Origin of the sequence: Vibrio parahaemolyticus, assembly GCF_900460535.1 — a bacterium.
GTDB classification, from domain to species: Bacteria; Pseudomonadota; Gammaproteobacteria; order Enterobacterales; family Vibrionaceae; genus Vibrio; species Vibrio parahaemolyticus.
Genome location: NZ_UHIL01000001.1, coordinates 2,132,824 through 2,151,958 on the forward strand (window position 1 = coordinate 2,132,824; position 19,135 = coordinate 2,151,958).

Annotated in this window: 28 protein-coding genes; all 28 read right to left on the minus strand. The window is 40.9% G+C overall.

Annotated elements, in window-relative coordinates:
• Nucleotides 1-87: 87 nt before the first annotated feature.
• The 28 genes from DYB02_RS10935 to DYB02_RS11160 all read right to left on the minus strand — a co-directional run bounded on the left by DYB02_RS10935 (nt 88) and on the right by DYB02_RS11160 (nt 18,791).
• Nucleotides 88-585 carry a DUF2867 domain-containing protein gene (locus DYB02_RS10935; protein ID WP_029863388.1) on the minus strand — a complete coding sequence of 166 codons (498 nt, stop codon included), beginning with the start codon at nt 583-585 and terminating at the stop codon, nt 88-90.
• A gap of 136 nt (nt 586-721) precedes the next feature.
• Entirely contained in the window at nt 722-859 is a 138-nt protein-coding gene (locus DYB02_RS25725; RefSeq protein WP_154216439.1) for a hypothetical protein, read from the minus strand.
• A 2-nt stretch (nt 860-861) separates the two neighbouring features.
• Entirely contained in the window at nt 862-1,359 is a 498-nt protein-coding gene (locus tag DYB02_RS10945; RefSeq protein ID WP_049874847.1) for a hypothetical protein, read from the minus strand.
• Between the two features lie 138 nt (nt 1,360-1,497).
• The gene (locus DYB02_RS10955) at nt 1,498-1,800 is read right to left on the minus strand and encodes a hypothetical protein (protein ID WP_024699549.1); all 303 of its coding nucleotides are present in this window, start codon (nt 1,798-1,800) and stop codon (nt 1,498-1,500) included.
• A gap of 138 nt (nt 1,801-1,938) precedes the next feature.
• Nucleotides 1,939-2,253, minus strand: a complete 315-nt coding sequence (locus DYB02_RS10960; RefSeq protein ID WP_029862726.1) for a hypothetical protein — start codon at nt 2,251-2,253, stop codon at nt 1,939-1,941.
• A 149-nt stretch (nt 2,254-2,402) separates the two neighbouring features.
• A complete protein-coding gene (locus DYB02_RS10965) occupies nt 2,403-2,900 on the minus strand; it encodes a DUF2867 domain-containing protein (protein ID WP_047022986.1) in 498 nt (165 codons plus the stop codon).
• Nucleotides 2,901-3,035: 135 nt separating this feature from the next.
• Entirely contained in the window at nt 3,036-3,518 is a 483-nt protein-coding gene (locus tag DYB02_RS10975) for a hypothetical protein (RefSeq protein WP_015296910.1), read from the minus strand.
• 1,164 nt (nt 3,519-4,682) lie between these two features.
• The gene (locus tag DYB02_RS10985) at nt 4,683-5,150 is read right to left on the minus strand and encodes a cold shock domain-containing protein (protein ID WP_029807252.1); all 468 of its coding nucleotides are present in this window, start codon (nt 5,148-5,150) and stop codon (nt 4,683-4,685) included.
• A gap of 217 nt (nt 5,151-5,367) precedes the next feature.
• Nucleotides 5,368-5,790: a hypothetical protein gene (locus DYB02_RS10995; protein ID WP_029807323.1), complete on the minus strand. Its 423-nt coding sequence runs from the start codon at nt 5,788-5,790 to the stop codon at nt 5,368-5,370.
• 152 nt (nt 5,791-5,942) lie between these two features.
• The gene (locus tag DYB02_RS11005) at nt 5,943-6,278 is read right to left on the minus strand and encodes a TonB family protein (protein WP_005378535.1); all 336 of its coding nucleotides are present in this window, start codon (nt 6,276-6,278) and stop codon (nt 5,943-5,945) included.
• 548 nt (nt 6,279-6,826) lie between these two features.
• Nucleotides 6,827-7,300, minus strand: a complete 474-nt coding sequence (locus DYB02_RS11015; RefSeq protein WP_029807254.1) for a GNAT family N-acetyltransferase — start codon at nt 7,298-7,300, stop codon at nt 6,827-6,829.
• A 151-nt stretch (nt 7,301-7,451) separates the two neighbouring features.
• Nucleotides 7,452-7,829 (minus strand): DUF6979 family protein, encoded by a 378-nt coding sequence (locus DYB02_RS11020; protein WP_029807319.1) that lies wholly within the window; start codon nt 7,827-7,829, stop codon nt 7,452-7,454.
• A gap of 237 nt (nt 7,830-8,066) precedes the next feature.
• Nucleotides 8,067-8,282: a hypothetical protein gene (locus DYB02_RS25735; RefSeq protein ID WP_172401954.1), complete on the minus strand. Its 216-nt coding sequence runs from the start codon at nt 8,280-8,282 to the stop codon at nt 8,067-8,069.
• A 303-nt stretch (nt 8,283-8,585) separates the two neighbouring features.
• The gene (locus DYB02_RS26115; protein WP_115224154.1) at nt 8,586-8,993 is read right to left on the minus strand and encodes an SH3 domain-containing protein; all 408 of its coding nucleotides are present in this window, start codon (nt 8,991-8,993) and stop codon (nt 8,586-8,588) included.
• A gap of 148 nt (nt 8,994-9,141) precedes the next feature.
• Nucleotides 9,142-9,522: a hypothetical protein gene (locus tag DYB02_RS11050; protein ID WP_017039289.1), complete on the minus strand. Its 381-nt coding sequence runs from the start codon at nt 9,520-9,522 to the stop codon at nt 9,142-9,144.
• A 157-nt stretch (nt 9,523-9,679) separates the two neighbouring features.
• Nucleotides 9,680-10,192: a GNAT family N-acetyltransferase gene (locus DYB02_RS11060; protein ID WP_031822894.1), complete on the minus strand. Its 513-nt coding sequence runs from the start codon at nt 10,190-10,192 to the stop codon at nt 9,680-9,682.
• 137 nt (nt 10,193-10,329) lie between these two features.
• Entirely contained in the window at nt 10,330-10,716 is a 387-nt protein-coding gene (locus DYB02_RS11065) for an ASCH domain-containing protein (RefSeq protein ID WP_029807053.1), read from the minus strand.
• A gap of 664 nt (nt 10,717-11,380) precedes the next feature.
• Nucleotides 11,381-11,749 carry a VOC family protein gene (locus tag DYB02_RS11080; protein WP_017449638.1) on the minus strand — a complete coding sequence of 123 codons (369 nt, stop codon included), beginning with the start codon at nt 11,747-11,749 and terminating at the stop codon, nt 11,381-11,383.
• A 136-nt stretch (nt 11,750-11,885) separates the two neighbouring features.
• Nucleotides 11,886-12,632: a DUF4145 domain-containing protein gene (locus DYB02_RS11090; RefSeq protein ID WP_029807239.1), complete on the minus strand. Its 747-nt coding sequence runs from the start codon at nt 12,630-12,632 to the stop codon at nt 11,886-11,888.
• Between the two features lie 149 nt (nt 12,633-12,781).
• Entirely contained in the window at nt 12,782-13,738 is a 957-nt protein-coding gene (locus DYB02_RS11100; RefSeq protein ID WP_029807210.1) for a hypothetical protein, read from the minus strand.
• Between the two features lie 195 nt (nt 13,739-13,933).
• Nucleotides 13,934-14,413 carry a hypothetical protein gene (locus DYB02_RS11105; RefSeq protein ID WP_225868802.1) on the minus strand — a complete coding sequence of 160 codons (480 nt, stop codon included), beginning with the start codon at nt 14,411-14,413 and terminating at the stop codon, nt 13,934-13,936.
• A gap of 134 nt (nt 14,414-14,547) precedes the next feature.
• Nucleotides 14,548-15,309: a hypothetical protein gene (locus DYB02_RS11110; RefSeq protein WP_029807115.1), complete on the minus strand. Its 762-nt coding sequence runs from the start codon at nt 15,307-15,309 to the stop codon at nt 14,548-14,550.
• A gap of 600 nt (nt 15,310-15,909) precedes the next feature.
• Nucleotides 15,910-16,548 (minus strand): hypothetical protein, encoded by a 639-nt coding sequence (locus DYB02_RS11125; protein ID WP_077345721.1) that lies wholly within the window; start codon nt 16,546-16,548, stop codon nt 15,910-15,912.
• Nucleotides 16,549-16,714: 166 nt separating this feature from the next.
• A complete protein-coding gene (locus DYB02_RS11130; protein ID WP_029807151.1) occupies nt 16,715-17,002 on the minus strand; it encodes a hypothetical protein in 288 nt (95 codons plus the stop codon).
• A 198-nt stretch (nt 17,003-17,200) separates the two neighbouring features.
• Nucleotides 17,201-17,503, minus strand: a complete 303-nt coding sequence (locus DYB02_RS11140; protein ID WP_010448451.1) for a type II toxin-antitoxin system RelE/ParE family toxin — start codon at nt 17,501-17,503, stop codon at nt 17,201-17,203.
• Nucleotides 17,491-17,748 (minus strand): type II toxin-antitoxin system Phd/YefM family antitoxin, encoded by a 258-nt coding sequence (locus tag DYB02_RS11145; RefSeq protein ID WP_005448240.1) that lies wholly within the window; start codon nt 17,746-17,748, stop codon nt 17,491-17,493. Before DYB02_RS11145 ends, DYB02_RS11140 begins: the two co-directional genes overlap by 13 nt.
• Before the next feature lie 190 nt (nt 17,749-17,938).
• A complete protein-coding gene (locus tag DYB02_RS11150) occupies nt 17,939-18,304 on the minus strand; it encodes a DUF6404 family protein (RefSeq protein ID WP_029807180.1) in 366 nt (121 codons plus the stop codon).
• Between the two features lie 175 nt (nt 18,305-18,479).
• A complete protein-coding gene (locus DYB02_RS11160) occupies nt 18,480-18,791 on the minus strand; it encodes an antibiotic biosynthesis monooxygenase family protein (protein WP_017420651.1) in 312 nt (103 codons plus the stop codon).
• Nucleotides 18,792-19,135: the final 344 nt, after the last annotated feature.

A 19,135-nucleotide genomic window follows, 5' to 3' on the forward strand; every position in this document is an offset into this window, starting at 1 on the left:
CACCTAACCTAAACCATTGTGCCGAAAACACTAAAGCCGATACAAACCGAAAATGCCGAGCGTTGAGAATCACTCTTAAACGCTTTGTTATGCCTGTGCCAACGTTTTCAAAGAACTAGGGACGATGAGCTTGTGAACTGGAGCAACAAAAAACATGTACACTTTGCCAAACATGTTATGTACATGCACCACCGTAGTGGCGTGTACTGTGATTTTATCGCCAACTACGTCCAGTAAAAACGACACTCTTACATCAAGATGTTTGTCACTGTCCTCTAAGACAATTTCAGTATCACTATTGCTGTGTAACGTGAAAATACCGATTCTCTCACCAACGCTAATGTTTGCTACATTTCCCGCTGACATAGCATCCTGAAGTCGACCTAAGTGCTTTAAACCAAGCATTGATACGATGCGATTTCTCGTTGCCATTAAGAATGAAACCCACGCTGGCGTTTGTTTCGCGATTTCAAGATAGACATCGAGCGCGGTTTGGTTATTGTTAGGGATTTCGCGTGAAAAGCTATCAGCGAAATAAGCCCCTTCGGCATAATCAAACAACTCAGAATGTTTTGGAATTGACATGTATTTCTCCCAAAAGGCATAACGCCCTGTTAAGGTGTGAGCAACGCAATACCGAAGCCCCCGCATACCACCTTAAACACTAAACGCAACGCATAGCAAAAATGCCACGCGTTGCGAATCACTCTTAAACAGTTTGTTAGCCATCTTTCTTACCACCTCCGGATGACTTGGGCGGTTTTACAGGGGGCATTGGTGTTCCAACTTTCATATTAGGTAGATTACGTCCTGTATTTGGTACAATGACTCGACCTTTACCTTGAGGTTTATCTGACATGTTTACGCTCCAAGATAGTTTTCAGTGAAATATTCATCTGCTGCATTTTCAGCGGCTGCTTTTAGTTTGTTCTTTCGCGGTAAAACAATACCATTCAAACTTGCCCTTTCAGCCGATAAGATACGACCTTTTAAACGAACTGTTTCTTCATGAATTTCTTCTTCAGTTAACAAGCCCTCTGATACTTTGTACCAAATAGTCTCAGCTTCTAGGAAGATAGCTTGAACTTGATTATTTAGCTCAGACACTGCTTTTAAGCGTTTTCGATACGGCAAAAATGGTTTAATTGCAGTGATCACCTGTGACAAAGCAATTATGCAAGCCCATACCATTTGATGCTCTTTCCAAAGAGCCCAGGTAGCAATACTTGCTGATGACGCAATAGCCATGAATATACTCAAAGCTTTATCTGTCCATTCATCCTTTGCCGCGTACCCGTGAAGGTATGCAATTTGCGCTTTAAGTTCTTTCAGTAAATTCCAATATCGTAACTGATACAACTAGGTTTCCTCCTTGATGGCTAACGCCCAGTTAAGGGGTGAACAACGCAATACCGAAGCCGCTGCATACCGCCTTAAACACTAAAACCAACGCATAGTAAAAATGCCACGCGTTGTGAATCCCTCTTGAACTGTTTGTTAGGCTAATTTTACGCTCGCTATTCGCCAGTAGCCTACAAGAACGGCCAATACCACCCATTGCGTTAAATACCATAGATAATACGATGCTTGGCTATCAATTAAGTAAAAATAAATTACTAGTCCGAAACTCGTGAACACCGAAAAGACATATAGAAACCATAGCGCTACACAAACATTATTGTTGAATTCAGAAAGCTTCTCTCCCCGATCTATACCTGAGAGAAATATAAGCCCAAAACCAATAATGCTACCTACTCCAAGCTGGAAAAATGAAAGCGGAACCAAAACCCAAAGTGACATTTTTATCTCCCTGATTAGCCTAACGCCGCGTTAAGTGGTGAACAACGCGACCACCCGACCTAACTCATTGTTCCGTAAACACTAAAGTTGATTCAAACTAAAAATGCCAAGCGTTGTGAATCCGCCTTAAACGCTTTGTTATGTTGCGAACTCATCGATATACAATTTACCTAAAATCGATTCAACAGCAGTAATTTTACCGCCACTACCATGATAAGTTTCAGCGCGAAGATGTATTACTTGCCCACAAAGCTTGCAAACAAAGTAATTGCTTACGAAATCGCCCCAATTTTTCCCATTAGCTATTTGGGAAAAAGGCTGGCCATAAGATCCAAACCCTAAATATTTGAGATTTCCCTTGTCTGTGTTTGTTCTTAAAAGAAGTATCGATTCCGTTAACTTTTGGGGATTTCGAATCTCCCTGACTAATTCAGAACACTTTCCACAACTCATCCCAATGTCCTTTTGATAGCTATAGCAACATAACGCCGCGTTAAGTGGTGAACAACGCCAACCACCAAACCTAAGCCAATGTACCTTAAACACTAAACTCAACTTGAGCTAAGATCGCCAAGCGTTGTGAATCCGCCTTAAACGCTTTGTTATGCCTGTGCCAACGTTTTCAAAGAACTAGGGACAATGAGCTTGTGAACTGGAGCAACAAAAAACATGTACACTTTGCCAAACATGTTATGTACATGCACCACCGTGGTTGCGTGTACTGTGATTTTATCGCCAACTACGTCCAATAAAAACGACACTCTTACATCAAGATGTTTGTCACTGTCCTCTAAGACAATTTCAGTATCACTATTGCTGTGTAACGTGAAAATACCGATTCTCTCACCAACGCTAATGTTTGCTACATTTCCCGCTGACATAGCATCCTGAAGTCGGCCTAAGTGCTTTAAACCAAGCATTGATACGATGCGATTTCTCGTTACCATTAAGAATGAAACCCACGCTGGCGTTTGTTTCGCGATTTCAAGATAGACATCGAGTGCGGTTTGGTTATTGTTAGGGATTTTGCGTGAAAAGCTATCAGCGAAATAAGCCCCTTTGGCATAATCAAACAACTCAGAATGTTTTGGAATTGACATGTATTTCTCCCAAAAGGCATAACGCCCAATTAAGGTGTGAAGTACGCAATACCTATGCTGCTGCATGGTACTTCAACACAGAAACCACCGCATAACAAAAATGCCACGCGTGCTGAATCACTCTTAAATTGTTTGTTATGGCGCTCCACTCAACGTTAGCTCTTGTATGTCAATTTGGTCAACTTCCCTGCCCAATATCCGCTTGTACTCGACTAAACGATGAACTGGGATAACTGGCAACTCGATACCTTGATAATCTTTAATAACTGATTCTGAAAAGTAGATTTCAAGCTGGTGCCAAGAGCCATCTTGACGTGATTGTATCTTAGTATGTTCAGACAAACCGATTTCAATTTTTTGATTTTGGTAAACCAATTGGAAATACTCTAGATCCCAACCATATTCGGCATAATGAGTTAACGGTTTGGATATGTATTTTGCTACATGCGATAGCACTTTGTCTGCGTCTGAGTTTCGAATGTAAAGATCTATATCTGCGATTTCCCGACTTCCACCATGAATAGTTGCCGCTAATCCACCTACTATTTGATACTCCACAACCTCTGCATCCAAGATCTCTTTGAGCCACTGTAAGGCTACTTTAACTTTATCACTCATCTAGTTCCCTTAGCTGAATTTTGCCCTGCGCCATAACGCCGCATTAAGGGGTGAACAACGCCACCACCCTACCTAAACCATTGTGCCGTAACCACTAAAGCTAATTCAAACCAAAACTGCCAAGCGTTGTGAATCCCTCTTGAATGCTTTGTTAGTTGCCAAACCTAAAGCTTTAATTTGAAGTTAATTACCGCTTTGCCAACGCTAGCTTTATGTACTTTGAAAAACTCAAATCAGGCTCAGTTTCAAAGCGCCTGTTACTGAAACCACTTAGAACAAACAACACCGTAGAAAACGGATTAACCACACCAACAAGCGCTTTTTAGCACACAATGTATCAGAACTTACTTTCAGCAAGTAAATCGATTTCTGAAACAGAAAAGTTAACAGCCAAAGAAACCAAAGCGCGATTTTTGCAAACCCAAATGACTCAAAACCGAATTGCTAAACCTAGTCAAAAACACATGGACATTAGCCCTAAACATTCTGTTTTGGATACGTTTTTCCTCGTTGGCAACTAACGCCGCGTTAAGGGGCAGCAACGTGCTACCGCCAAACTTCAATTTACCACCGTAAACACAACTGCCAAGATTTGAGTCAAATTCGCCACGCGTTGACTGTCCCTCTTGAACGCCTTGTTAGCTTAATTCATGCAAGCCATTGTATACCAAAAAACTGACCTACTACGCTATCAAGTATGAACTTGAGACAGACAACTGAGCCGAATTTACAGGTTTGAGCTTTGAATTACCTTGAACTAAACCAAAACTGCCGAGCGTGGAGACTCACGGAACTTCACACACAAAAGCTGACATTTGAATTGCTGATTTCACACGAGGACTTTGTCACTTACACCTAACGAGGCGATACTTGAATTTGACCCGCCTTGATATCAAACCGATAACCGATAACCGATAACCGATATAGCTTAGTTAGGAACAAAACGAGTATAAGATAAAACATTGCCAGAGCACGATATTTCGATTTAGTTCGGCACTAAACATTTGCTATAAAATACTGATTTTTAGAGAGTAAGCTAACGCCCTGTTAAGGGGTGAGCAACGCAATACCGAAGCCGCCGCTACCACCTTAATCACTTAAACCAACGCATAATGAAAATGCCACGCGTTGCGAATCCCTCTTGAACAGTTTGTTATGCCGATACTACCAGTTGCCGCAAAACTGGCTTTCACACGGTATACCATCGTTGTCACCGTCTATTTTGACATTAGGACAGTTTGATAGATAAAACTTAGCTTCGTTGCACGATACCATCTCACTACAGTAAGTTTTACCTTGGCAACTAAAACCCGTGTTTTCATATTCTGGATTTAATGTCGGCTCTATACCGAATAGATAGAATCCCGCACCAACAATGCAAATAAACACTGCGGACAATAACATTGAAAATGGATTGACTTTGTTGGGCTCTACACCGAGCAACTGTGCCGTCGATGCACTTAATTTTGGAGCATTGTTTACCAATTGAAACTCGACTTGGTCACCTATTTGTGGACGTCGATAACCCTTTTTGAACTTGGAGACATGAACAAAGATATCTCCATCAAGTTCTTCGGAATTTATGAACCCAAAACCTCTGTCATCAACCCAGCGAACAACTATTCCTTTCATAATCTCCCCTACTTTCCATATATCACTTTTAGATAGACCCTAGCTCTAACTTAATAAAGTGTCTACTAAACATGGGGGACTCGAGAGGCATAACGCCTTGTTAAGGTGTGAGGCACGCAATACCGAAGCCTCCGCATTCCACCTTAACCACTAAAACTAACGCATAGTAAAAATGCCACGCGTGCCGAATCACTCTTGAACAATTTGTTAGAAGCCATCACTTCGCAGTATCTAGCATTGAAAAAACACTTGTTTTCAGTTCCGCAGTGCTCAAATACGTATTTTTTTGGGGCTCAAAAGTCGTAGCACTATAGCCCTCGGATAATAGATACGCTGTTGAAAGAGCTGATGTCATTTCAGAGAAATCACCTCCCCACCTCAGAGTAACTAACACCGGTTGTTGATATTGCTGTGCGTCAAAAGAAGACAATTTGATTGAGGCTGTGTCATATGCAGATGTATGAATTTCCAAACCTGACTTTCTACCCGCCACTTTGGCTGGCAGATACCCCTTAATATCTCGAAGCTCGATACCAGCTTCATAAACTATCGGAATCGATACCTTCTCTGCCAGTTCATTCATTTGAGAAGTGTTTGGCAAAGTTTCTAATGCCAAAACTACAAATAATTCCATTGCCATTTTAAGTTACCTAAGTTTGAGTGGCTTCTAACGCCCTGCTAAGGGGTGAGCAACGCAATACAAAAGTCGCCGTAAACCACCTTAATCACTAAAGTCAACGCATAGCAAAAATGCCACGCGTTGCGAATCCCTCTTGAGCAGTTTGTTATGTGTCAAATTTTAAACTCGAACTTAGCTTTTTTAGGGCCAGTTTCCCCTTTTTCGGAAGGCGCATACTTCCGTTTTGATAATATTCGCACTGCTTCAGCATCGAACACTCCTTTAGGCACAGAATCAGTAACCATTATGTCAATCACATCACCCTGACTACTAATATTAAACGTGAGTACAACAGTACCGACTAATTTGTTTTTCCTTGAACCTTTATGATTCCTAGGCGATACACTGTCCCGAGCTTTGTGTTCTTGATAGTTTGGGGAACTAGCACTTTCAATTAAACCAGCGCAACCAGACAATAATGTCGCTATAAATACTATTAAAATCTTCATACTTAATCTTTGACAACATAACGCGCAGTTAAGGTGTGAGAGACGCACATGCACCCTAACCTAAAATAAACTCTGATAAATCCGTGCCTATTTGGGCACTAAAACCCCAATGCGTTTCGAATCGCCTTGAACGTCTTGTTATTCCGCAACTAAAGTCGGCTATGTTTACGCCTAATCTTTTGATATGACGAGAAATTTTCGGTATGCAGGCAAAAATCGAAGCCGAAGTATTTGGCAGCTCACTACCTTAAATCGCTTTAGCGTCACTCTTTAATTGCTGCGCCATATTAAGGTGCGCTTAAAGCGCTTTAAGGCTAGCATGGAAATGACCAATATTCGCCCTTTTCGCCGCTTTTCCACCCTATTGCCCCGCCACTTTCACTCTTAGGCTACAACCACGTACATTCAGCCTGAGAGATCCGTTGCGGAAATAACGCCCAGTTAAGGGGTGAAGCACGCAATGACCAAGCCGCCGCATAGCACTTCAACACCGAAATCAAACGCACACCAAAAATGCCACGCGTGCTGAATCCCTCTTGAACTGTTTGTTAGGCGACTTTTCGCTGCATTACATGTTGAGGACCAACCGGACCACCAAGGTACAACTCCCCTGTATCCTCAAAACCACATTTACAGTAGCAGTTATACGCTACTTTATTACGGCAATTTACCGTTAATTGAAGAACTTGAAAATCTGGATAATTGTTAACGACATAAGAAGGCAACAAGTTAATTGCTTTAGTCGCTACACCCTGACCTTGAAAACGCTGGTCGACTAGAAGCGCTCGAACACCTAAAGCTTTGGAGTTGCTGAAACCATAAGTTTCTGTATATGACAAATCAAGAAGGAAAAAACCAGCAACTTCGCCGTTATTAATAATCAAATGAGGATGCTCATATTCCTTTAACGATGAAACAACTTCATTAATGTTACCCACCGTAAATTCACTCTGTTCAGGTTTAACACTGAGCAAGTTAGCTTCATATTCCCTTTTAACATTATATTGTTCTATTGAGATCATTTGTTCCCTCGATCTTTAATGACGCCTAACGCCCTGTTAAGGGGTGAGCAACGCAATACCGAAGCTGCCGCATACCACCTTAATCACTTAAGCCAACGCAAAGTAAAAATGCCACGCGTTGCGAATCCCTCTTGAACAGTTTGTTATGTGCTTATTCCAGCAGCCCTCGAGACCACAGTGCCACAACAACATCCATTTGGCTATTATGTACTTTAGACTCAGATCCACATGACTGAACCCAGAGTTTTTTGATGTCATTTTGCATGCCTGGATTTTCGTTTAACAGCCTTACTGCCTCTAAAGCATACTGTTTATTTAAAACTGATTTTGTATAACTTCCTTTGGACACACCAACGACAAAGCCACTTTCAGCTAAACCTAGAAAAGCGTTTTTGGGACAACTTTTTTTGATAGAAGCGACATTATTCTTGAACTCTTTTTCTGCAGCTGTATTCCAAGCTTCAACTGGACAGACTCCAGTTTGAGCTATGTGAGTAGCTTCTATAGCAACATCACCATATCTGTTCATTTAACCTCCTGCACATAACGCCCTGCTAAGGGGTGAGCAACGCAATACAAAAAGCCGCCGCAAACCACCTTAATCACTAAAATCAATGCATAGTAAAAATGCCACGCGTTGCGAATCCCTCTTGAGCAGTTTGTTAGTTTGCAAACCCAAAGCGTTGATTTTACGTTATTTTAAACTTTGCAAACAACAAGCATTATGTGCTTTGATGCACTTAAGTCAGGCTTAGTCTCAAAGCAGCTAGTCAATGAAACCACTTGGAACAAACAACGCCGCAGAAAACGAACTCACAACACCAAAAAGCGCTTTTGGAAAACCAATCTCACAATGCGGACTTTCAACAAAGTCACTGAAACCACGTGGAACTTGCCACACCAAAGAAAGCGTCATTTCAGCGAGTAGATCGGCTTTTATACCAACAAGCTCAACGAGCAGAGTTTCAGCAAAAAAGTTCAACTCAGTTAACCCAAAAGTCTCCGCACCAAAGAACAAATCAACCGTTGAAACGATACCAATTTTGAGTTTACACCACGCAAGTTAACACTGAAATTGAATGCCGATAAGACAATTTCGACTTTAAGCTTTTACCACTAGATCTTGCGATATAGGCGCGTTTTTCCTCTTGCAAACTAACGCCCTGTTAAGGTGTGAGCAACGCAATACCGATGCTACCGCATACCACCTTAAACACTTAAACCAACGTATAGCAAAAATGCCACGCGTTGCGAATCACTCTTAAACAGTTTGTTATAAGCAATTTTAACTCATTCGTTTGAGGTACTTTTTACTAACCCAATAAAAAGACGACTTGTAGCGAATCATTGCCCAATCACTAACAAATGAATGTACATACACCCTTTGACCTTTACTTAAAGTACCTACGACCTCTTTTGAACTAAATGGGTTATCACGGACATTTAGTTTAGTAGCAGTAACTTCGTAATCACCTGCACTCAATTTATTTTGCGATTTATATTTAGGTGACTTTGCACTAGTCGCGGATTTAGATGGCGAGTAACTCTTCGAGGAGTACGTCCCAATGCGACAAGTTTTCTTCCATGATATACATGAATTCCCGCATGGTTGCCCTTTTTTACAGATCTTAGCTTGCACATTGAATCCAACAGTCAAACCAAGAAACAAAACTAAAAGAATCTTATATTTCACTCTCGTAATCTCATAATTGCTTATAACGCCTTGTTAAGGGGTGAGCAACGCAATACCGATGCCGCCGCATAACACCTTAATCACTAAAATCAACGCATAGTGAAAATGCCACGCGTTGCGAATCCCTCTTGAACAATTTGTTAGCAGTTTAGTCGCAGCGCCCCTTGATGTTACCTACGAACATGTTTGCCCCATTAAAACTTCCAAAACCATTGATGGACTTTGTATATACAGCCTTTCCTGAATCTGGATACACAGCCCAAGTTTCTATCGTAGATTCGCCACTATTACCAACATCAGCGCAGATTAATGTAGCCGCGCCCGCTTGAAAACAACTCATGTCATTTGGAGAAACGCTACTTTCATCACCTTTAAACTCAACAATGAATTTTTGTGATGAAATGCCATCTTTACCTATTTCGAAACTTTCAATTTGACGTGTAGAAAAGCCTTTTAGGTCGCCTACAACATAGCAACTAGCTTGACTAGTAAATGATATTAACGAAAAAACAAAAATGAGATACTTCATAACTTCTCCAAACTGCTAACGCTGCGTTAAGGGGTGAATGCCGCTTAAACCAACTTTCAGCACACCTCTTTCACCACCAAAACTCGCCGCATACCAAAAATGCCACGCGGCATGAATCCCTCTTGAACGCCTTGTTATGTGAATTTTTCCAGCGCGCTCAATACACACAACCATTAAACTCAATGATTTTATTGCTTAGAGCGTGACCAACATTGTAAGTCTTAACCATGCCTCCACGGTAGACAAACTCGTTCCAATTTTTCTGCTGTATATCGTAGTAATGAATAGGACAAACTAACTCTGAATACCCTGAACTTCGATATACATCTGGCTCATAAGCGAAGAGAAAAGAATGAGTTACACCAAAAGACATCAAGTATTTATCCAGTTCTTTTACGATAACCTTGGCTAAACCCAGACCACGCTTATTTGCTGCAACTGCTATACCGCCAACTATGCCCGCTTTGAAGTTGATGGAGCCCTGTGACATTAACCGGCTATAAGCAAAGCCGGTAGCAACAATCTGACTGTCGCCTTCAATTAGAACTGCACAAACGAATTCTTGGTTAAAATTGACTGTAGAATCTTGACCAAAAACTGAGTTTAGATGTGCATTAAGTGACGCTTCATACGCCTCAATTTCACCACTTTTGACGACTGATATTTTCAAGATGAGCTCCATTCACATAACGCCGCGTTAAGGGGCAGCAACGCGCCACCACCAAACTTCAATTTACCACCGTAAACACAAATGCCAAGAGTTAAGCCAAAGTCGCCACGCGTTGACTGTCCCTCTTGAACGCCTTGTTATGTTTCTGACGCAAGGTGGACTAAGTCACTTTCTGCTTTTGTTAACTCATAGAAACCGCGCTTGGCTGTTGCAGGGATAGGGCGATTGAGTTCTCTGACATTAGTGATTTCCCAAGCTAACCAACCCTCTTCAAACTCGGATTCATCACACCCTGAATTTTCACAATCAGAACGCTCCCAAGCTCTGCAACCGACAATATCAATGATTGCAACTACAATTCCATTTGGATCTTCTTGCCCGTTAGCTGTAAGTCGTACGTCATTTTGAACCAGTGCAATATCCTGCATTGGTAACTTTTCAGGACTCCATGACCTAATTTCAAGAGACTTAGTGCCTTTGGCAATCAAGCTGCCCCAAGGCTGAACCACAGAGAGTGCTTTCAAATTTCCTCCTTGAAACTGTCTACTAAACGTGGGGTACTCGGAAACATAACGCCGCATTAAGGGGCAGCAACGCGCTACCACCAAACTTCAATTTAACACCGTAAACACAGTTACCAAGATTTAAACCAAACTCGCCACGCGTTGACTGTCCCTCTTGAATGCTTTGTTAGTTGCCAAGCCTAACGCTTTGATTTGAAGTTAATTGCAGCTTTACCAACACGAACTTTACGTGTTTTGAAAAACTTAAATTAGGCGCAGTTTCAAAGCGACTGTCACTGAAACCACTTGGAACACACAACGCCGTAGAAAACGGGCTAACAACACCAAAAAGTTCCTTTGGGCAGACAATGTTACACAGCTAACTTTCAACATATAAATCGGTTTCTGAAATAGAAAATCCAACCACAAAAAAAACAACGCACGATTTTCATAAACCGAAAATATAGAAGTTGAAATACGAAAACCTAGTTACAACACACACGGATATCAGCCCTAAACACTCTGCTTTAAGTACGTTTTTCCTCGTTGGCAACTAACGCCCTGTTAAGGGGTGAGCAGCGCAATACCGATGCTTCCGCACACCACCTTAAACACTAAAAACAACGCATAGTGAAAATGCCACGCGTTGCGAATCCCTCTTGAACAGTTTGTTAGGGCGCAGAGCCTATTGATACACGCTGACTTCTATTAAGTTTTTATCAAGATCCAAAAAATAGACCGATTGGATTGCACCAACAGCTCCTGATTTTTCGACTGGACCCTCAATGATTTTGACATTTTCTTTGACTAAATGATTTACCACTGATGTCAACGGCCAATCTGAAACTAAGCAAACATCACCTGAACCAACATTAGCTACATTTCGTGGTTCTTGACCAAGAAGCTGAAAGTTAATCTTTTGATTTCCGAACGTTACTGCCTTACGGCCATTGGCAAAAGTTACTTCTTCCATGCACAAAACCCGTTTATAAAAGTCCACTGATTTTTCTATGTCGGAGACTGTGAGAACAATATGATCTATGTGATGAATCATCATTTTACTCCTTGCGCCCTAACGCCCTGTTAAGGTGTGAGCAACGCAATACCAGAGCCGCCGCATACCACCTTAATCACTAAAATCAACGCATAGTAAAAATGCCACGCGTTGCGAATCACTCTTAAACAGTTTGTTATGTGTTTTTACGATCACGTTGCTCAATGTGTCTTTTAGTTTCGTCCGGAATGATATCGTTATACAAACTTTCCAGTTCCTTTGGTTTAGTAATTAGCTCTTCTGCAATGTAATTAAGAATCTGAAAAAGTTTCAAAGCAACATCCGTACTATCTTGGAAATCAATAGCGCCCGGATGTACTGCGTTGTTGCCTACTACTCGTAGAATATCTAAAGCTTGCTGAATCTTGGGACTCAATCCGTCCGAAACCAAACCTTTTATATCATCGTTGATATTTTTACCTGATTTACCGACTTGCTTTAAAAGCATTTGTAGAGCAAGACGTAGCAGAGCAGAGGCACCTTTGGGTGAATTGTTCAATATGGATGCAGCTTCCAAATAAATTGATTTTATATCTTCATTTAGGTCGTTGTTAGGCTCTGGGATGGAGTTAGCTACTGGAAATACGACTTTATCATTTACCCATAGAGTCTCTGCATTACAACTAGCACACATAGAGATTGAGAAGTTGTCTGGAACATATTGTCTCAAATTTCTCGCTAAGTCATTTTTATAACGTTCCATAAAGCTTTGTAAATCGCGCTCCGTATACTCAGAAATAGACGAGCGAGCATCCAAATAAGAGTGTTCTAAAATAGCAGACGTTATTCTTGTAACAGTTTGCCTGCTGAACCAGCGCTGTTGAGACAGAACACCACAGTGTAAACATTTAAACTTATCTTCGTTTAATTTAGGAATTGTCATAGATTACCTCCAAGAAACACATAACGCCCTGTTAAGGTGTGAGCAACGCAATACCGAAGCTACCGCATACCACCTTAAACACTACACGCAACGCATAGCAAAAATGCCACGCGTTGCGAATCACTCTTAAACAGTTTGTTAGGGCTCGTCTAATTGCTAGCAAATAAATCTTGCTGGGCGTCTTTTAATGCTTTTTGATGGCGGTACTTTTTGCCCTGCATTGTCTCTTGAAAAACGCTTTCTTGACCGTTTTCAATTACCGTATCGACAGAATAACCAGTAACTACGACATCTCCAACCTCGTCTAGTTTTCGATGTATGTGCAAAACACACTTAATAACAGCGCCATGAGTAAAGCTGATTTGCTCAGATAAAACATCACGCTTAAAGTCTTGATCGTTCATGGAGAAGCTAATGCTTTCGCCTTTATAAATACCTTTCCATTTGTGTCTCCCCTTACGGAGAACCGGAGATATAATTTCTATGACAGCATTATCTTCGATTTGGACTGGCAATGAATTTGAGTGAAGAATAAAACGTTTAAAATCGCTACGTTGAACCATTGCTTCTTTAAAAGCTTCCTCTCCCTCTTTATCCAAGCCATTAATGCCAACCTTAGTAATTTTTGGAGTGTTATTTAGTTGCTTATAAAAATTAGACTTACGGGTAACTACTTTGTAATTAGTATCAACAAGTGAAGCAACTTTCTCGACTGTATCTTGGGTAACTTTGTCTTCTTCTACTTCCTTTTGCAGCTTTGCTAAGTTTATACGACGCTCCAAAATACTGAGCTTTAGATCTTCTTTCTGAAGTTGCTCTAGTTCCGGATCAGTCGTGGGGATACGTGATATAACAATACCAGCAATGCTTACGATTACTGAAATCACGGCTGCATTTGCATTAGTAAATGCCCAGATATCTCTGAGCCCACCCTCTTTCCAAGCTTCAGCTTCAATGACTATTTGAGTGTTAAGTACTTTGGCTATTTCTTGGACTATTGCAAGAACTTCAGACTCGCATTTATTACGAGCAATTGCATCCATACTATGAGAGCCGTTCTCAAGATAGTAGTGCATTTGAAGTTTAGTTGAATGGGCGATTTGCATGGATTTACCTTATGTCTTATTCCATAAATAAAATGAGGGTAAAAATGAAAAACTCAAGAAGACAAATGCAACAAGGCTCACATTTTTGATATAGAGCCCTAACGCCGCATTAAGGTGTGAGCGACGCTTGGCTATACTTGAGCGAAGCGAAACTGCCAAGCGTTGAGAATCACTCTTAAATGCTTTGTTAGGTTTTTACTCAAATAGTTCACTAAACTTCTCTGAATTCCAGACTGAAACAACTGGCGAATCTGATACAACCGCTTTGCTAAAACCATACTTTTCGCTTTTAGTAACGAAAGCTATGGGAACGCTTCTATATAGTAAGGCTACTGAATTACCATCAGCCGACCATTGAAAGCTAAAATCTTGCTCTACTGTCTTCTCAATAATTGCTGTTTTGGAAACTAGCCCTTGGTGTAATTGTGGCGGTTCCCCTGCTCTCATTTTCTGCTTCCAAGATTCCTCGGAAACAGGTGCGTACTGTATGTACGCCACAGCATCTCTTTCTGGCTTTTGAGTTTGAGGCTTAGTTAGGTAAAGCACCCCAGACTCTTCAAACTCATCGAGAATTGCATAACGTTCGGACACTTCGTTATATGAGCTTAAAAACAAACCCTCAGACATTACTACTCCTGACATCAACGTACACAAAATAAACAGAATTTTCTTCATGTGACTCCGAAAACCTAACGCCGCATTAAGGTGTGAACAACGTAACCACGAAACTTAACCCTACCACCGTAAACACCGCACTCAAAGATAGAATGAAAAATGCCAAGCGTTGTGAATCACTCTTAAATGCTTTGTTAGTTGTATTTTGGGCACAATAGTCCAGATTGTTCATACAAATTAGATGGTGAGTCAGTTAGGCATTCAAGGTTCATTTTGCCTTGTGCGATTTGATTGAGCAGAAAATTTGAGTCAGCATCACACGACATAACAGCTTTATTTAAAGGGCTTCCTTTATCACGATCAGCGCTAGCGTAGATAAGTTCAATATTTTCAGGTAGCAGCCCCATGCCTGGAATTTCTTTTTGTCTTCTATTTAATAACGGTAAATAACCAAGATCATGATCGGTCACAAGACCAATGCGTAAATCTTTATCTGCTAGTCGCTCTGACTGCATAAATTGCACCCAACCAATTTTTTCTTCATGTTCGCCTTTGGTTGGATTAGTAAATATGTATGCAGGTAAACGAGTTAATTTTAGCTGCCAGCACTGGGATCTCAAGAGTTCTAATTGAAGATGCATTCTGTTAGATATGCAGTAGTCAGTACCATTGACTACCTTTTTATTTGTATCTATCGCATAAAGAACGTCATATTTTGAAAGCAATTTATATAAATTTGTAGAAATTGGATCATTAATTGAAGGTACGCTATTTGTAACTTTAAACTTCCCTTTTGCAGTGTGATACCCCAACCCCACTTGACAATACTCGGGAATAACTCGCACTCCTTGTGGGTTAAACAAGGTTATGACTTCATTTTCTTCAACAGTACTTGCGACTTGTTCACCGTCTTTTAAAACAAGAACTAAATCACCATATCTTTCTTCCGACTTCATACATCTCCATACAACTAACGCCCTGTTAAGGTGTGAGCAACGCATTACCGATGCCGCCGCATACTACCTTAAACACTAAAATCAACGCATAGTAAAAATGCCACGCGTTGCGAATCACTCTTGAACAGTTTGTTATGTGCGCTTGTACAGCGTATTCAATACATTAACAGTTAAGGGCCTAACCTTGTGTTGCGCACAAAAAGATCAATTGTGTGCATTCAACGGCGTTTTTTTAAAGTACAACAAGGCTAAGAAAATGAAATTTAATGGCGGGATAAATGCGAATATAAATCCAAAAATTGCCCCTGCTACACCTTTATTCAGCTTCCTTTCACCTAAAAAGAATCCAATTATTGAGTTGACCACTGCATAAACAATAAAGATCAGTAGAGGTAAATAAATCGCGTGCATAATAAATCCTTTTAAAATAAACACTGTGAGAACGTTATAACTTGCTTTACCTTAGCACATAACGCCCAATTAAGGTGTGAACCACGCAACCACAAAACTCAATTTGAACGCCATAGACACTAAACTAGACCCAACCCCAAAATGCCAAGCGTGGTGAATCACTCTTAAATTGTTTGTTATGCTGATTTTCTACTTGAGCCCCAATTTAAAAAACATGGGGTTCCACATCGTTTCATCATAGGAAATACCGCTAGAGAAGCAACATGCTTTAGCAAAGTCCTCCCAAGTTGCATGTTTTGAAAAGGTGAAACGCTCTTTTTCAACGCTTAGTTTTTTAAGATGGAACATTGCCTGAGTCACATCAACCAAAAGAAGTCCCGTGTAATAGCTTATTCTTTTAGAATGGTCTCGCTCCTCTTCATTATCCATCATGTGACCATTTAACATCCAAGTCTCAATATATTTATTACGATTTTCATCGTTTTTGGCCAGACTTGCGATTACTGGACGTAAGCGAACTATCAGTTTTCTTTGTTCTGGAGTAACAACTTTCTCAGTGCTCGCTAACTCTATGACAAGTGCATCAATCAGTGATAGATCTAAAAAAGGCAAACCCGAATATTGCTCCTTTAACGGATCTCGATATTCTATTATTAATGTACTAAACCATTTTACGAGCGAATCTGATATATATTCAAATTCATTATAGAAAGCTGCTTCTACTCTATTTGCTCTTTGCTTATTGTTTCTGTCGGTAAATAGGTAACTAAAAAGTGCACCAACTACCGCACCAACTAGCGCGCTAACAATTGCAATAAACCATTCCACCTGCCAATTACCCCATAATTTTATAAGCAGCATAACGCCCAATTAAGGTGTGAAGCACGCGACCACGGCACTTCGTTTGACCGCCGTAAACACTGAACTAAAGCCAAACCCAAAATGCCAAGCGTGCTGAATCACTCTTAAATTGTTTGTTATGCTTGTACTCAAGTTAGCTAACGAACTTATAAAACCTTTCAAGAATGTAAGCTCTCAACTCTTGCTCACGATCTGGAAAAGCTCCTCGGGCAAGATAAAATTTGTTTGTATTTGAGAGTTGATCATACACCGCCTCATCGATATCAAGAGCATTACCTATACGACCAAACAAAGCCGACATAGCACAGTTCATAGATGTTTTTGAGAAAGAATCATCCGATATCAGAAATTTTTCTAATGCGCCTAAGTCATCGGATTCATGTAGGTAATTGCCAGCCAATGATAAATCTACTTTTTTCATATCACGTCCTTATTATTGAAAACTAATGAAAACCTGCCACTTTTTCTTCGCAAAAAAGCATAACGCCCTGTTAAGGTGTGAGCAACGCAATACCGAAGCTCCCGCATACCACCTTAAACACTAAACGCAACGCATAGTAAAAATGCCACGCGTTGCGAATCACTCTTAAACAGTTTGTTAGCCGCTCATTCCCAAAGGCTATTGCTTACCCAACAAGAACTTACGCAAATCTCTCTCTGCACGCATAACAAACAGAATAAACACTTTGTCACCGTCTTGTTTATAGAAAACACGACATGGATTAACGACAACTTCACGATAACTTAAATGTTCTAGCTCGGGTGGAATACGACCTGACTCTGGGAAAGTTTGTAGGCGTTCGACTTTGGAGAAGATCGTTTGTACTAACTGCTTTGCAGCTACGATATTTTCAAGTGCGATGTATTCAGCGATATCATTGAGGTCAGATAACGCTGGTTCAGTCCAGATTACTTCAGCCATTTTGACATTTTGTCCTTGGCTTCATCATGGCTTACAACTTTACCATCAGCTAGTGCACGCTCACCTCGTGCAATACCCTCAAGAATAGCTAAACGATTTTGCATAAATTCGTAGTCATCAACATCAACTAGATACGCAGATGGCTTACCATGCTCGGTAATTAACACTGGTTCTTTGGTGTCGTGGAGATCGGCGAGGATCTTAGTTGCTTGACGTTTGAGTGATGTAACTAGTTCTACTTTCATGAGAGCTGCTCCAAAGGAATACTAAAGTGATACTATTCTATCACTTTGAGTATAGCAAGCTCCATGACGGCTAACGCCGCGTTAAGTAGTGAGCAACGCTAACCACCCAACCTAAAACCTCACACCGTAGACACAAATGCTGAGTCGAAGTGAAACCGCCAAGCGTTGTGAATCTGTCTTAAACGCTTTGTTATGGTGCTGACTCGTAGTTTGCTTTACACCATTCCCCCCAACCAAGAGGACCAAGTTTTTTCTTGGCTTTGTGTACACGCCAAGCCGTAACGAGCCCCATACTCAAACCAAAAGCAATTGATAAAATGACATAGATTGGCCATCCCTCTGGGCGTAAATGCCAAACTATAAACCACATAAATCCCCCCCAAATTACGCTCTCATATAATGCATCAAGAACAAACAGTTTTATTGGCGATTGAAAGACCAGAGGTTTACCTTTGGACTTAAAAAGCTTTGCCCAAAGAAAAGGCCAAGGATAGACTAGATCTGTGGGGACTCCTTTTTCAATAAGGTGCTGCCGAATGAAAACGACTTTGTCCACGTTAACCTCCCTGTAATTCATTTCTGACTAGATGACTGTGGTTCTATGGCTGCGCCATAACGCCGCGTTAAGGGGCGCAGGCACGCAATACAAAAGTGACCGCATAGCACCTTAACCACTAAACCCAACGCAAATTGGAAATGCCACGCGTGCCAAGTCCCTCTTAAACGCTTTGTTATAACCACATGTTCTCGCGGACTTCATAATGGCTCACGTGGAGATCAGGATTTAATTTGTACTTCTCGTCTTCTGGGTACAACTTAGCAATACTGATATCTTCACCTGCAAACGACTTAATACAATCTAGGTCTTCCCAGTAAGTCAGCAACGTGATTTCAGCATCATCTCCTAAATCTCGATTCAGAATTTGTGCCCCAAGAAAACCTTTGGTGGCTGATGTGTCTTTTATGCCTGTCTCGTAAAGGTACACAATAAACCCTTCTTCATGCTCCTTCGGACAGGTAGCTTTCCATTCCCTTGCTATCATAAATACTCCATTTTATGCCGTGGTTATAACGCCTTGCTAAGGTGTGAGTAACGCAATACAAAAGCTACCGCACAGCGCCTTAATCACCATAAGCCACCGCAAAGTAAAAATGCCACGCGTTACGAATCACTCTTAAGCAATTTGTTAGTACATGCGCTACTTCTATTTATACGCTCCAAGATATTGAAAAGTGGCATGATATGAAAGGCTTTGAACACTGAAGTGAGACGGGCAGCTACAAAACTTAAACTCGGTTAAGAGACGAAAGTTGGCTAGAAGAAAAACGTACTGAACTCCCCTACTTTTACTGACTTCAAATTAGAAAAGGATTCGACCCTCGCACT

What these genes read in the sequence shown, in the direction of transcription:
- DYB02_RS11145 (WP_005448240.1), bottom strand. Translation starts at nt 17,748, where the DNA reads ATGAAAGTAGAACTAGTTACATCACTCAAACGTCAAGCAACTAAGATC.
- DYB02_RS11080 (WP_017449638.1), bottom strand. Translation starts at nt 11,749, where the DNA reads ATGATTCATCACATAGATCATATTGTTCTCACAGTCTCCGACATAGAA.
- DYB02_RS10960 (WP_029862726.1), bottom strand. Translation starts at nt 2,253, where the DNA reads ATGAGTTGTGGAAAGTGTTCTGAATTAGTCAGGGAGATTCGAAATCCC.
- DYB02_RS10965 (WP_047022986.1), bottom strand. Translation starts at nt 2,900, where the DNA reads ATGTCAATTCCAAAACATTCTGAGTTGTTTGATTATGCCAAAGGGGCT.
- DYB02_RS11100 (WP_029807210.1), bottom strand. Translation starts at nt 13,738, where the DNA reads ATGCAAATCGCCCATTCAACTAAACTTCAAATGCACTACTATCTTGAG.
- DYB02_RS10975 (WP_015296910.1), bottom strand. Translation starts at nt 3,518, where the DNA reads ATGAGTGATAAAGTTAAAGTAGCCTTACAGTGGCTCAAAGAGATCTTG.
- DYB02_RS11005 (WP_005378535.1), bottom strand. Translation starts at nt 6,278, where the DNA reads ATGAAGATTTTAATAGTATTTATAGCGACATTATTGTCTGGTTGCGCT.
- DYB02_RS11130 (WP_029807151.1), bottom strand. Translation starts at nt 17,002, where the DNA reads ATGAAAAAAGTAGATTTATCATTGGCTGGCAATTACCTACATGAATCC.
- DYB02_RS11140 (WP_010448451.1), bottom strand. Translation starts at nt 17,503, where the DNA reads ATGGCTGAAGTAATCTGGACTGAACCAGCGTTATCTGACCTCAATGAT.
- DYB02_RS11050 (WP_017039289.1), bottom strand. Translation starts at nt 9,522, where the DNA reads ATGAAGTATCTCATTTTTGTTTTTTCGTTAATATCATTTACTAGTCAA.
- DYB02_RS11020 (WP_029807319.1), bottom strand. Translation starts at nt 7,829, where the DNA reads ATGAACAGATATGGTGATGTTGCTATAGAAGCTACTCACATAGCTCAA.
- DYB02_RS11015 (WP_029807254.1), bottom strand. Translation starts at nt 7,300, where the DNA reads ATGATCTCAATAGAACAATATAATGTTAAAAGGGAATATGAAGCTAAC.
- DYB02_RS10935 (WP_029863388.1), bottom strand. Translation starts at nt 585, where the DNA reads ATGTCAATTCCAAAACATTCTGAGTTGTTTGATTATGCCGAAGGGGCT.
- DYB02_RS11090 (WP_029807239.1), bottom strand. Translation starts at nt 12,632, where the DNA reads ATGACAATTCCTAAATTAAACGAAGATAAGTTTAAATGTTTACACTGT.
- DYB02_RS11110 (WP_029807115.1), bottom strand. Translation starts at nt 15,309, where the DNA reads ATGAAGTCGGAAGAAAGATATGGTGATTTAGTTCTTGTTTTAAAAGAC.
- DYB02_RS11160 (WP_017420651.1), bottom strand. Translation starts at nt 18,791, where the DNA reads ATGATAGCAAGGGAATGGAAAGCTACCTGTCCGAAGGAGCATGAAGAA.
- DYB02_RS10985 (WP_029807252.1), bottom strand. Translation starts at nt 5,150, where the DNA reads ATGAAAGGAATAGTTGTTCGCTGGGTTGATGACAGAGGTTTTGGGTTC.
- DYB02_RS25725 (WP_154216439.1), bottom strand. Translation starts at nt 859, where the DNA reads ATGTCAGATAAACCTCAAGGTAAAGGTCGAGTCATTGTACCAAATACA.
- DYB02_RS10995 (WP_029807323.1), bottom strand. Translation starts at nt 5,790, where the DNA reads ATGGCAATGGAATTATTTGTAGTTTTGGCATTAGAAACTTTGCCAAAC.
- DYB02_RS10955 (WP_024699549.1), bottom strand. Translation starts at nt 1,800, where the DNA reads ATGTCACTTTGGGTTTTGGTTCCGCTTTCATTTTTCCAGCTTGGAGTA.
- DYB02_RS11105 (WP_225868802.1), bottom strand. Translation starts at nt 14,413, where the DNA reads ATGAAGAAAATTCTGTTTATTTTGTGTACGTTGATGTCAGGAGTAGTA.